Source organism: Actinoallomurus rhizosphaericola (genome assembly GCF_024055675.1).
In the GTDB taxonomy this organism is placed as follows: domain Bacteria; phylum Actinomycetota; class Actinomycetes; order Streptosporangiales; family Streptosporangiaceae; genus Actinoallomurus; species Actinoallomurus soli.
In genome coordinates, this window is record NZ_JAMXMW010000026.1 from 56,804 (window position 1) to 68,585 (window position 11,782).

Below are 11,782 nucleotides of genomic sequence, written 5' to 3' on the forward strand. Positions count from 1 at the left end.
AACCACCGGAATGGCGGGCGATTCGCCCGATTCGGCGGCGAAGGCTCGGCGTGTGTCCCCGCCCGCGCCATCGGGATCGATATCTTTCCCGTATGTCATCACTCCGGGCGAAGCTCGCCTGCCTCGTCGCGCTCACGTCCGCCCTGGCCGCAGGATGCGGCGGCGGAGGCGGCTCCGGGAAGAACCCGCCCGGAGCCACCCTGCTCCAGCAGGCGGCCACCGCGACGCGGGCCGTGACCAGCCTCGCCTTCGCGCTGCGCACCTCGGGCCATCCCGATCTGAAGGTCGACAGCGCGGACGCGAAGCTGCTGCGCAACGGCAACGCCCAGGGGTCGGCCAAGACGACCCAGCTGGGCCTGTCGATCCAGCTGGACTTCGTGGTCCTCGGCAAGACCGCCTATCTGCGCGGCTTCACCGGAGGGTGGCAGCAGCAGCCGCTGTCCCGGGTGGCGGGGATCTACGACCCGTCCGCCGTGCTCGATCCGAACCGCGGGCTCGTGCAGCTGCTGTCCACCGCCAAGAACGCCGACACGAAGGGCCGGCAGAAGGTCGCCGGGCAGGACTGCTACGAGGTCGACGCGACGCTCGCCAAGGAACCGCTGTCGCGGCTCGTCCCCGGCATCTCGGCCGACACGCCCGCGGAGCTGTCGATCTCCAAGGCGGACCACCGGGTGCTGAAGGCCGACGTGAAGGTGCCCGGTAAGAACGGCGGCAAGCCCGGCACGGCGACGGTCACCTTCACCGACTTCAACAAGCCGTTCTCGATCACCGCCCCGGCCCGGTGAGCCCTCGACGGCCGGGCGGCTCCCGGCGGATCGCCCTCGGCGTGGGCGGCGTGGTCGTCCTGCTCGCGGCCATCGACGCGTACGTCGTCGTGACCGTCCTGGTGACGATGGTCGGCGACCTCGGCGTCCCGGTGAACCACATCGAGCACGCGAGTCTGGTCGTCACGGCGTTCCTGCTCGGCTACGTGGCGGGCATGCCGTTGCTCGGCATGCTGTCCGACCGGTTCGGCCGCCAGGTGATGGTGCAGGCGTGCCTGGCCGGATTCGCCGCGGGCTCGGCCGTGACCGCGCTGGCCGGCTCACTGCCGGTGCTGATCGCCGGGCGCGGGATCCAGGGCCTGGCCGGCGGGGCGCTGCTGCCGATCACGATGGCGCTGGCGGGCGACCTGTGGGAGGAGCGGCGCAGGCCGGCGGTCCTCGGCGCGGTCGGCGCGCTGCAGGAGCTCGGCAGCGTGCTCGGCCCGCTGTACGGGGCCGGAGTGGCCGCGCTGGTCGGCTGGCGCGGCATCTTCTGGATCAACATCCCGGTCACGCTGCTGGCCATGGCGGCGGTCTGGTGGGCGGTGCCGCGGGGACGCCCGGCCGCTCCCACGCGCGTCGACGTGATCGGGGGGCTGCTGCTGGCCGCCGGGCTGGGCCTGCTCGTCGCGGGCCTGTACAACCCGGACCCGCAGCGGTCGGCGCTGCCCTCGTGGGGTGTGCCGTGCGTCGTCGCCGGCGCGGTGGTGATCGTCGCGTTCGCCGGCTGGGAGGCGCGGGCGCGGACCCGGCTGCTCGACCTGCGCGGCGCCCGGCGCGGCGGTCTGTTCGCCGTCCTCGGCGTCAGTCTCCTCTCGGGCGCGGCGCTGATGATCACGCTGGTCGACGTGCAGCTGATCGCGCAGACGCTGCTGGGACGGAACTCGACCGGCGGAGCGTTCCTGCTCGCCCGCTTCCTCATCCCGCTGGCGGTGGCCGCGCTGGCCGGGGGGCTGCTCGCCCGGCGGTGCGCCGAACGCTGGATCGTCGCCGGCGGCATGCTGGTCGCCGCCTTCGGATACGCCCGGATCGCCGCCTGGCCCGTACGGGCCGAGGGTCTCCACTACGACCTGGGGGTGTTCGCCGTCTCCCGGGTCGGCGTGGACCTCGCCGTCGCCGGGCTGGGGCTGGGCCTGGTGATCGCGCCGCTGTCGTCGGTGGCGCTGCGGTCCGTGCCGGCCGTACGGCACGGTGTCGCCTCGGCCGCCGTCGTGGTCGCCCGGATGATGGGCATGCTGCTCGGGGTGGCGGGCCTGAGCGCCTGGGGCTTCTTCCGCTTCCACGCGCTGACCGCGCACCTCGTCACGCCGCTACCGATCGGCGTGTCACAGGCGGAGTTCGCCCGCCGGACGGCCGTTTACCTCGCCGCGGTCCGGGCAGCCCTGCACACCGAGTACGCCGACGTCTTCTGGGCGACCGCCGGGGTCTGCGTCCTCGCCGCCGTCCTCGGCCTGGCGGTCGGCGGACCCGCCCCGGTCGCCGCCGATGAGACGCCCGCGGAGAACCCGTCCGTCCCCGTACGCGCCGAGCCGCCGTCCGCCTGACCGCGCGCCGTCCGGGTCACTCCGACCCGGACCCGCTGTCGCCGCCCAGGTCGTAGACCGCCGCCGGCACGGAGTTCACGTCGGTGGCCTTGACCGCGTGTGCGTGCGCGAACACCGCGTCGAAGTTGGCGGCGTACCCGTCCTCCAGCGCGGCGTCCGCCATGGTGATCATCGCCTCGTCGTGCGAGTGGAAGCCGACCTCGGTGTAGTTGGGGCTGCCGGTCGAGACGACCTTCTGCCGGCTCACCTGGTACCCGCCGTCGATCAGCAGGTACTTCGAGTGCGCGTAGACGTGGCCGTTCTCCGACAGGTAGCGGATCTCGGGGTTGCCGTGGCGGCCGCCCGGTTTCGTCAGGCGGCGGGCGACCCTCTGGCCGATCTGGTCGAAGACCACCTGCACGCGGCAGCCCTCGTCGTCGAGCTTCCAGAGCCGCTTGGCGATCGGCGCCCACGTGAAGTGGCCCACGCTCAGGCGCAGGCGCGTGCCGCCCGCGCACGACACCTTGTCGAGGGCGTCGCTGATCGGGTCGCCCTTCGCCCACGGGAAGAAGTCGATCCGGTACGGCCCGGACCGCACGCTGCGGTGGTAGTCACCGGTCCGGTGCTGGGCGGCCAGGTCCTGGAAGTAGCGCAGGTAGGCGGCGTGCACCCCGGCGTCCTGGATGGTGAGCGCGTCGTTCCACTGGGTGTCGCGGGCGCCGTCCGTGGCGTTGGCGGATGTCTGCAGCACGACGTCCTTGGCGCCCAGCGCGGAGGAGAAGAGGAAGAACTTGTTGTGGTTGAAACTGGGCCCGATGCAGCCGCGGTCGCGGCCGCAGGTCACGACCCACGAGGGCTTCCTCGTGTTGGCGCCGAGGCCGGCGCGCAGCTTCTTGTACGCGGGGTAGGCCGTCGACTCGTGGTCGAGCACGACCTGGACGCGGACTCTGCGCCGGTTCGCGGCGATCAGCTGCCGGGCGGTGTCCAGGCTCGAGAAGTGGTACATCGCGACGGCGATCGTCTGCCCGGCCGGCGTCCCGGCGATCAGACGGGCGACCTGGTCGGCGATCGCGTCCCGCCTGGCGGAGCCGGCCTGTGGCGCGTTGAAGATCGACCGGACGGCCGAGCTCCCCGTCCCGTCCCCGCCGGGCCGCCCGGCGACCGGACCCGGGTCGGCCGCCGGAGGCAGGTCGGCGGCCGCGAGCGCTGCCGTCGCGGGCGGCAGCGTCCCGGCCGCCAGTCCGCACACGGCGAGCACCGCGATCCTCGCCGTCCACCGCATCGTCACGACTACTCCTGTCTCGGGGGGCTCGGGCGAAGAAACCGCAGGTCAGCGCCCAAGTGCCGGGAATCGTACAGGAGTGAACATCTGGCAATCGAGACCCTAAACAGGACGAAAAGGTAAAAATCTTCGGCGTCGTGTCCCGACCGGCAAGATCCTTCGCTCGCTACCGGGGCGGGCCCGGGACCCGGTGACGCGGGTAACAGGAATCTGGCCTTGATCTCGGGCGGGCGGTGGGCGCACGCTCGGGGCATGAGACGCGGATGTTCATGTGGTCACGGATCCAGCTGCTCCTGCTCCAAGGGATGCTCCTGCGGCTGCAACGGCTGACCGGCCGCCGTACGCGCTGACGACCGTCCACCGTGGTCCCGCCAGGAGGAGCCACGGCCGACGGGTCGTGGACCCGTTGAGGTGTCAGGGCCTCCGGCGGCGGACCGCGGTCCGGTCCCGGAATCGCCGGAGGCGGCAGGACGCGTGCGCCGTCAGGCGATCCAGCCGTTGACGCGCGCGCGGTGCAGGGCCTGCCGGGCCGCCGCGCTGTCGAGCATCTCCAGGCCCCTGACCGCCCAGAACCGCAGCGACTCGTCCTCGCTGTCGAGCTGGGCGGCCAGCAGTTCGAGCGCGCCGGGCGACCGGGCCTCGGCGACGAGCTCGAGGAGCAGGCAGCGCAGCTCGTCGTCCTGCTCCTCGCCGAACGCGTCGGCGATGTCGCCGACGTACGCGTCCGCGTGCTCGCGCAGGAAGTCGAAGCCCTGGGCCCGGATCTCCGGATCCGGGCTGCGCATCGAGTCCAGGGCCCGTGCAACGCGCTGGTTCGCCATCAGTCATCCTCGGCGCCGGGTGGTCGTGAACGCACCGCATCGTAGAGGCTCCCTCCGACGATCTTCCGTCTCCCCCGGCGGCTCGGGCAGGGACGGGCATCGAGCATGATGGAAGGGTGACTGGGGCGGGGAATGATGGTGGTGTGTCCGCCGGCGGACGCAGTGGCACGGGACTACTCGGAGCCGATCCGACGTTCGAGACCGCCTTCGCGATGCTGGTCGACCTGGTCGCCGACGGCGACGTCGTCGTCCTGAGCGGGGCCGGCCTGTCCACCGAGTCCGGCATCCCGGACTACCGGGGAGAGACCGGGCGCCGTCGGCGCGCCGACCCGATGACGTACCAGACCTTCGTCGGCAGCGAGGCGGCCCGCCGCCGCTACTGGGCGCGCAGTCATCTCGGGTGGCGGCACGTCGCGCGGGCCGCGCCCAACGCCGGGCACCGGGCCGTGGCCGAGCTACAGCGTCGTGGCCTGGTCGCCGGGATCATCACCCAGAACGTCGACGGCCTGCACCAGGCCGCCGGTGCGCGCGACGTCATCGAACTGCACGGCAGCCTCGACCGTGTGCTCTGTCTCGGGTGCGGCCGGCGTACGCCCCGCGAGGAGCTCGACGAGCGGCTGAGCGCGGCCAACCCCGGCTGGGACGCCGAGGCCACCGTGATCAATCCGGACGGCGACGCGGTCCTCGACGACGACCGGATCGACTCCTTCACCACCGTCGCCTGCCTGAACTGCGGCGGGGTGCTGAAGCCGGACGTCATCTTCTTCGGCGAGAACGTCCCGCGCCCGCGCGTGGACGACTGCTACGCCCTGACCGAGGGCGCCGGGACGCTCCTCGTCCTCGGATCCTCGCTGACGGTGATGTCCGGGTACCGGTTCGTCCGCCGCGCGGCGGAGCGTTCGATACCGGTCGCGATCGTCAACCACGGCCGCACCCGCGGCGACGGCGAGGCGCTCCTGACCCTGGACGCCCCGCTGGGCGCGACCCTCACCGCGATCCTCGCCGAGCTCGGTCCCCGGCCGTGAGCGCGCCCCTCAGGGGGCCCCTCGCTCACGAGCGGAAACGCGTCCACCGGGCGTCCGTGACGGTCACCGCCGGTCCCCTCCTTCCGGCTCACTCATCCGGCAGGAGTTCGCCGTACCCGTGTGCGACGATCCGGGCGGCGGCCTCCTCGTACGACGCCGGGTCCGTGGGCGTCACCGCCGCCAGGCCGTCCACGTACCGGTTGGCCAGGCAGAACATCGCGGCGATCAGCACCGTGTCGTGGATCTCCACGTCGATGGCCCCGGCGGCGCGGGCGGCCGTGATGTGGTCGGCCCGCACGGAGCGCCCGCCCGTCTGCACCGCACGCGCGATCCGGAGCAGCGCCCTGATCTTGTCCGTCACGGGGGCGGCGTCGGCGTCGGCGCAGACCTGGTCGACCAGGGTCCTGCCCTCGGGCAGCTGGGCCGCCGCGAAGGCCCGGTGCGAGGACGCGCAGAAACGGCACTCGTTGAGCGAGGACACGTACGCCGCGATCAGCTCGCGCTCGCCCCGCGTCAGCGGGCTCGGGCCCCGGAGGAGGACCTCGGCCATCTCGCCGATCAGCCGGCCGATCTCCGGGCGGTACCGGAGCAGACCGACGATGCCCGGCGAGTCGTTGCCCAGTTCGATGTACGGCATGGTCTGCCTCTCCGACGTGAGGGGGTGGGGTCCGTCTCCGGCCGGGGCCGTCACGTCCACGGCGCGGTCGGATACCACAGGTATCCGACGTTCGACAGGAGCCGGACGTCCCAGTAGAGGACGGTGAAGACACCGGCGACCAGGAACGCCGCACCGGTCACGAGCGCCGCGCGTCCCGGACGCGCGGCGACCCACCGGCGCACGCGCCCGCCGGTGAGCCGTACGAGGACGACGGTGATGAGCGCCATGAGCAGGACGTTCCCCAGCGACTGGAGGGCGAAGGCGGCCGCTCCGAAGAAGGGGTCGTGGCTCTGCGCGGCGTCACGGAACAGCACCCGGTACAGCGGGTAGGGACGGCCGATGAGGAACCCGCCGATCATCATGCCGACCAGCACGGACCGCGCCTGCGGGAACCGCCTGGACAGGCGGGCGAGCGGGTCGGGGACGACACCGAGCGCGACCAGGCCGAGCAGGACGAAGACGGTGCCGATGACCCCGAAGGCGATCATCGACTGGACGAGGCGCGGCGTGAGGGTGGGCCGGCCCGAAGCCGTCGAGAACTGCGGCATCCGGGTGCCCGCCACGCCCGCGATCGCGCCGTAGGTCGTCGACACGACGACCATGCCCAGGCCGAGCCAGGCCAGCGGCCGCAGCGAGTTCCAGAGCCGTCGCCGCAGGGAGGTCGGCTCGCCCACCATCGGGGCGACGGCGCCGAAGACGGCGATGTTGCAGGCGGTGAACGTACCGGCCAGACCGGACACGAACGCGTAGACGATGCCCGCGGCCGAGCCGGCGATCGGAGTCCGTACGGGATCGTGGCCGAGCAGGGACCCGGCGACGTTCTGACCGATCGTCTTGTCGACGAACTCGGCCGACCAGACGACGGTGAGAAGGAAGGCCGCCAGGACGCTCGCGCCGATGACGACGGCGCGGCGGGTCGCCGAAAGGGTGTCGCCGGGCGCCGGCGCGCGGACGTCGGCGCCGGACGTGACCTGGGCCATGGTGTCCTCCTGAAATAACGGATGATGCGAAATCGGCGGCCGCACAGAGGAATCGCCACTCACATTCACGCACTCCTGCGCTCGCGGATTCCTTCAACTAAATAATCTCCGGAAGTCGTGTCAAGGCAGGTCTCCGGTCCCTGTCCGGACCTGGTCAGAGATACCCCACTCGCCGTCTCAAGCCGACGCCGCACGCCGACGAGTTCCCGGTTTGTAAAGACCAATGATTGCCGAATTCGAGAAAAATCAAGATCATGCCGGAACCCGGGCTGTCCGGGCGGCGTCCTACTCAGGAGGACCGACGTTCCGGGAGGGCCTGATGAACCAGACGTTCGACATCGTGTGGCGCGGTTACGACCGCCGCCAGGTCGACGATTACCTCCGCCGACTCGCGCAGGACCCCGCCGGCACGCCGTTCCCTCCCGCCTTCGACGTGGTGCTTCGCGGCTACGACCGCCACCAGGTGGAGCGGCACCTCACGGAAGGCGGGGCGGCGGGCCGCCCGGACGGCGACGGGCGCGGGCTCCTCGGGGATTTCTTCGACTCCTGAGTCGTGCCCGCTCTCGCTCACCGCTCGCCGGGGGCGGGGTGATCCGTCGCGGGGGTGTGGGCGTACGCGCCGCCGAGGATGTTCTCCCGGCCCCACGCGCCGAGAGGAGCCAGCGCGGCGTTGAGCGAGACGCCGCGGTCGGTCAGCGAGTACTCCACCCGGGGCGGCACCTCGTCGTACGCCTCACGGTGCACGATGCCGTCCTCCTCCAGCTCGCGCAGGTGTGAGGCGAGGACCTTCTCGGTGACGCCCGGCAGGTGCCGGCGCAGCTCGCCGAACCGGCAGGGACGTTCGTCGAGCGCCCACAGGATCAGCACCTTCCACTTCCCGCCGATGACGTCCATCGCGGCATCGATGCCGCAGACGTACGCCCCGGGGCGTCGCGCGGTCGCCAACCCCAGCCCTCCTGCCTGCTCGCTTACCACGAGGTGACCACCCACCTCGAAGTGCGTACTTGATCACCATTCAGTGCCGGCCCCAGCCTAACCAGCATGAACTCGAACAGAACCCCTCTCACGCTTCTCGGCCTGGGCACGATGGGCACCGCGCTCGCCCGCGCCTGGCTCGCCGCCGGGCATCCGCTGACCGTCTGGAACCGCACCGCGGCCCGTGCCGAGGCCCTCGCCGCCGACGGCGCGACGGTCGCCGCGAGCGCCACCGAGGCCGTCGCGGCGAACGACCTCGTCGTGGTCTGCCTGCTCGATGACGCGTCGGTCGCCGAGGTCCTCGCCGGCACGGACCTGGCGGGCAGGGACCTGGTCGACCTCACCACCGGCACCCCGGATGAGGCACGGGCGCGGGCCGCGTGGGCGCGGTCGCGCGGCGCCCGGTTCCTGGACGGCGGGATCATGGCGGTCCCGCCGATGATCGGAGCGCCCGGCGCCGGGGCGTACGTCCTCTACAGCGGTTCCCGCCCGCTCTTCGACGCGCACCGCGCCACGCTGGCCGTGCCCGCCGGCGCCGAGTACGTCGGAACGGATCCCGGTCTCGCGGCCCTGCACGACGTGGCGCTGCTGAGCGCGATGTACGGGATGTTCGCGGGGATCGCGCACGCGTTCGCGCTGATCCGTGGGGAGGGCGTCGCGCCGGGCGCGTTCGCGCGGCTGCTGAAGGGCTGGCTGACCGCGATGACCGCCTCGGTGGACGGGACGGCCGAGCGCCTGGTGAGCGGCGACTACACCCAGGGCGTCGTCTCCGATCTCGCCATGCAGGTGGCGGGCACGGCGACGCTGCTGCGCACGGCCGAGGAGCAGGGAGTCAGTCCCGAGCTGCTCCTCCCGTACGTCGACCTGATGAAGCGCCGCCTGGCCGACGGGCACGGCGACGAGGACACCACGGGCGTCGTCGACCTGCTCGCCCGGCGGCCCGTGTCCGCCGGCTGACCTCCGCCGTGGGACCCGCCGAGACTCCGCCGCCGAATGTCGGCGGGCGCCGATAGGTTCGAGCATGTGATCGAACGCGTGGGGCGGGCTCGTACGCACGACGCGCCCGGCCGCCGCGCCGCCGGAGACGACGCGCCGGTGACGGCGACGGCGGAGCGGCGCGAGCAGCGGGTCGCCGCCGGGGTCGAGGAGCTCGACCGGTGGCTGTGCGACCAGGTCGCCCAGGGTCTCGCGCACGCCGACCGCGCCCCGTCCTCGATATGGGACGGCGTCGCCCGGCGGCTCGTCGACGCCCAGGCCGGCGCGCTGGCGTCCCGGGTGCGGGAGCTCGGCTCGCTGCCTGCCGACGGCCGGCCCGACCGGCTGCTGGAGGAGTACGCCCTGCTGCGGCTGCTGGTCACGGCGTTCCGTCGTCGCGATGAGCTGCCCGCACCGCTGCGGGCCACCGTCCGGTCCCACGTCGGCTTCCCGGTGAGCCAGGAGGAGGTCCTGGCGGGTGACACGGTGCGGGATCACTGGTACGTCGCGGGGTGCCGTGACGTGGAGCAGGACCGCCTCCTCACCCGCCGCGTCTGGCTGCGCGGTCAGGAGACCGGGCGGCCCGCGCTCATCCTGTCCTTCACCGCGCCGGGACAGACGGCGGGCACGCCGGCGCGCACGCCGGGCGCGCAGGCACGGACGCCCGGTGTGGACGGGCGAGCGCCGGACGCGCAGGCACGGACGCCGGACGCGCACGGGCGGGTGCCGGACGCGCCGGTTCCCGCGGGACGGGCGCCGGACCGGGCGGGGCGGGCGCTGGACTCGTCGCTCGGCGTCGGCGACACGGTCGACGCCGAGCTGGCCTTCTACCCGGGGGCCCTGGCGCTGCGCGCACTCGTGGCCGCCCGTCACGCCGCGCCCGTGCGCCGGCCGCCGCGCGGCACGACCGTGCCGGGGCTGCTCCGGGAGTACGCCGACGCGCTGGCCCTCGATCCCTGGCTGGAGCGGTGGCCCGCCGTGCTGGCCGGCGTCCGGCCCGCGCGGGACGAGGCGGGCGGCCCCTGCCTGGTCGACGCGGACGGCGCCGCGCTGCCGCTGCGCGCTTCCGACGTCTGGCGGTTGTGGGCCGTCTCCGGTGGCCGGCCGCTCACCGTCGCCGGCGAGTGGTCGCCGCGCGGGCTGCTGCCGCTGTCCGCCTGGCAGGCCGAGGAAGGGGCCGTGCCGCTGTGACCGATGAGGTGAGCCGTGACCGCGTGGGGTGAGCTGTGAGCGCCTGGGGTGAGCACGTGTCCGCCGCTCTGCTGGGGACGCGGCGGCGGCCGGTGCCGCCGCTCGACGAGGTCCCCGGCGGCCCGGCCGATCCGGCGGCCCGCCTGCTGGACCAGGCGGCGCTACTGACGGTGCGCAGGCGCGCCGGCCGGCGGCCGGTGAGCGCGGAGCCGACCGCGCCCGCCCCGGCGGAGACCGCACCCGTCGTGCCGGACGCGACGGCCGACCGGCTGCGCCGGATCCTGTCGGGCGAGCATGCCCGTGTCCTGCCCGAGTGGCTGGAGGCGGCGGCCCGGAGCGGCCGCCGGGTTCCGCCGCGGCTGCTCCCGGACCTGCTGCACAAGGGGCGCGCGGACCGGGCGCTGCGTCCCTCGATCGCGCGGGCCGCCGGGCGGCGGGGCGTCTGGCTGGCCATGCAGAACCTCGACTGGGCATACCTCGTCGTGGCCGGCGGCGGTGAGGAGGTCGAGGATCCCGGGGTGTGGTCGACCGGCACCCGGGCTCAGCGCATGGCCCACCTGCTGCGATCGCGGGCCACCGACCCGGCCGCGGCCCGTACGACGCTGTCCTCGACGTGGGGGCGCGAGCCGGCGCCGGAGCGAGCGCGATTCCTCACGGCGTTCGAGCGCGGGCTCTCCCTCGCGGACGAGGAGTTCCTGGAGGCGGCCCTGGACGACCGCGGCCTGGAGGTGCGGCGCATCGCGGCCGACCTGCTCGCCCGGCTGCCCGGCTCGGCGTACGCACGGCGCATGACCGAACGGGCGCTCGCCTGCCTGCACCCGGTGGCCGGGCCGGCGGGCGGCCTGGAGCGGATCGCCGTCGAACCACCGGAGCACCACGACGAGGGCATGCAGCGCGACGGCATCCCGTACCACGCGATCGAGCGCGTCGGGAACCGCGCGGGCTGGCTGCGGGAGATCCTCGCTCGTACGCCGCCGTCCACCTGGACCGCGCTGTTCGGCCTGCCTCCGGAGCGCGTCGCCGCGCTGCCGGTCACCACCGGCGCACGGCCCACGCCGGACGAGCACGTCAGACGGGACGTCCACCTCGGATGGGCCCGCGCGGCGGCGCGGCAGCGGGACGCCGCCTGGGCCCGGACGCTGCTGGCGGGCGACGTCGTGCTCGGCGACGTCCCCGTGCTCGCCGACCTGCTGGACGTCCTGCCCGTCGCCGACCGCGAGGATCACGCGGCCGACGCGGTACGCCGGATCGAGGACCACGCTGCCCGTCTCACCGTGCTCGAACGCGTCCCCGGGCCCTGGGCCGGCGCGCTGGCCGACGTGACGATCGCCGCCCTGGCGGATCCCGCCCCCGGGCGGTTCCCCGCCGACCTGTGCCGCCTCGCCGGCGAGCGCCTCGCCCCGGCCGTCGCGCCGCGCCTGGACGAGCTCGCCCGGAGGCACCCCGGCCACCGGCCGCTCGGCGAGCTCGCCGACGTCCTCCGATTCCGGCACGACATGCTCGAGGAGCTGCGGTGACCCCGCCCACGGGGCCAGAGCGGCCCCGGACG

Annotated in this window: 12 protein-coding genes; 7 read left to right on the forward strand and 5 right to left on the reverse strand. The window is 73.8% G+C overall.

Annotated features, from left to right (window positions below; all coding sequences use genetic code 11):
* Positions 1-92: 92 nt before the first annotated feature.
* A complete protein-coding gene (locus NE234_RS39395) occupies positions 93-785 on the forward strand; it encodes an LppX_LprAFG lipoprotein (protein ID WP_252786147.1) in 693 nt (230 codons plus the stop codon).
* Entirely contained in the window at positions 782-2,347 is a 1,566-nt protein-coding gene (locus tag NE234_RS39400; protein WP_252786148.1) for an MFS transporter, read from the forward strand. Before NE234_RS39395 ends, NE234_RS39400 begins: the two co-directional genes overlap by 4 nt.
* A 16-nt stretch (positions 2,348-2,363) precedes the next feature.
* Here the strand turns inward: NE234_RS39400 and NE234_RS39405 are convergent, their stop codons facing one another.
* Entirely contained in the window at positions 2,364-3,608 is a 1,245-nt protein-coding gene (locus tag NE234_RS39405; protein ID WP_252786227.1) for a phospholipase D-like domain-containing protein, read from the reverse strand.
* A 482-nt stretch (positions 3,609-4,090) separates the two neighbouring features.
* Entirely contained in the window at positions 4,091-4,429 is a 339-nt protein-coding gene (locus tag NE234_RS39410) for a HEAT repeat domain-containing protein (protein WP_252786151.1), read from the reverse strand.
* Positions 4,430-4,641: 212 nt separating this feature from the next.
* Here NE234_RS39410 and NE234_RS39415 point away from each other — a divergent pair, with 212 nt between their 5' ends.
* Positions 4,642-5,454 (forward strand): NAD-dependent protein deacetylase, encoded by an 813-nt coding sequence (locus NE234_RS39415; RefSeq protein ID WP_252786229.1) that lies wholly within the window; start codon positions 4,642-4,644, stop codon positions 5,452-5,454.
* 88 nt (positions 5,455-5,542) lie between these two features.
* Here the strand turns inward: NE234_RS39415 and NE234_RS39420 are convergent, their stop codons facing one another.
* Positions 5,543-6,091: a carboxymuconolactone decarboxylase family protein gene (locus NE234_RS39420; RefSeq protein WP_252786152.1), complete on the reverse strand. Its 549-nt coding sequence runs from the start codon at positions 6,089-6,091 to the stop codon at positions 5,543-5,545.
* A gap of 50 nt (positions 6,092-6,141) precedes the next feature.
* On the reverse strand, positions 6,142-7,092 hold the full coding sequence (locus NE234_RS39425) for a hypothetical protein (protein ID WP_252786153.1): 951 nt from the start codon (positions 7,090-7,092) through the stop codon (positions 6,142-6,144).
* A 319-nt stretch (positions 7,093-7,411) separates the two neighbouring features.
* On the opposite strand from NE234_RS39425, the gene NE234_RS39430 reads away from it, so the two are divergent.
* Entirely contained in the window at positions 7,412-7,642 is a 231-nt protein-coding gene (locus NE234_RS39430; protein ID WP_252786155.1) for a DivIVA domain-containing protein, read from the forward strand.
* A 17-nt stretch (positions 7,643-7,659) separates the two neighbouring features.
* Here the strand turns inward: NE234_RS39430 and NE234_RS39435 are convergent, their stop codons facing one another.
* On the reverse strand, positions 7,660-8,037 hold the full coding sequence (locus NE234_RS39435) for a winged helix-turn-helix transcriptional regulator (protein ID WP_305886744.1): 378 nt from the start codon (positions 8,035-8,037) through the stop codon (positions 7,660-7,662).
* 96 nt (positions 8,038-8,133) lie between these two features.
* On the opposite strand from NE234_RS39435, the gene NE234_RS39440 reads away from it, so the two are divergent.
* The 3 genes from NE234_RS39440 to NE234_RS39450 all read left to right on the forward strand — a co-directional run bounded on the left by NE234_RS39440 (position 8,134) and on the right by NE234_RS39450 (position 11,750).
* Entirely contained in the window at positions 8,134-9,024 is an 891-nt protein-coding gene (locus NE234_RS39440; protein WP_252786156.1) for an NAD(P)-dependent oxidoreductase, read from the forward strand.
* 66 nt (positions 9,025-9,090) lie between these two features.
* A complete protein-coding gene (locus tag NE234_RS39445) occupies positions 9,091-10,233 on the forward strand; it encodes an SWIM zinc finger family protein (RefSeq protein ID WP_252786158.1) in 1,143 nt (380 codons plus the stop codon).
* Between the two features lie 56 nt (positions 10,234-10,289).
* Complete coding sequence (locus tag NE234_RS39450; RefSeq protein WP_252786160.1) at positions 10,290-11,750, forward strand: DUF5691 domain-containing protein; 1,461 nt, start codon at positions 10,290-10,292, stop codon at positions 11,748-11,750.
* Positions 11,751-11,782: the final 32 nt, after the last annotated feature.

Bases quoted from the DNA above. Each gene is read 5' to 3' on its own strand.
- NE234_RS39395 (WP_252786147.1), top strand. From the start codon at position 93: ATGTCATCACTCCGGGCGAAGCTCGCCTGCCTCGTCGCGCTCACGTCC.
- NE234_RS39410 (WP_252786151.1), bottom strand. From the start codon at position 4,429: ATGGCGAACCAGCGCGTTGCACGGGCCCTGGACTCGATGCGCAGCCCG.
- NE234_RS39430 (WP_252786155.1), top strand. From the start codon at position 7,412: ATGAACCAGACGTTCGACATCGTGTGGCGCGGTTACGACCGCCGCCAG.
- NE234_RS39405 (WP_252786227.1), bottom strand. From the start codon at position 3,608: ATGCGGTGGACGGCGAGGATCGCGGTGCTCGCCGTGTGCGGACTGGCG.
- NE234_RS39415 (WP_252786229.1), top strand. From the start codon at position 4,642: ATGCTGGTCGACCTGGTCGCCGACGGCGACGTCGTCGTCCTGAGCGGG.
- NE234_RS39420 (WP_252786152.1), bottom strand. From the start codon at position 6,091: ATGCCGTACATCGAACTGGGCAACGACTCGCCGGGCATCGTCGGTCTG.
- NE234_RS39425 (WP_252786153.1), bottom strand. From the start codon at position 7,092: ATGGCCCAGGTCACGTCCGGCGCCGACGTCCGCGCGCCGGCGCCCGGC.
- NE234_RS39440 (WP_252786156.1), top strand. From the start codon at position 8,134: ATGAACTCGAACAGAACCCCTCTCACGCTTCTCGGCCTGGGCACGATG.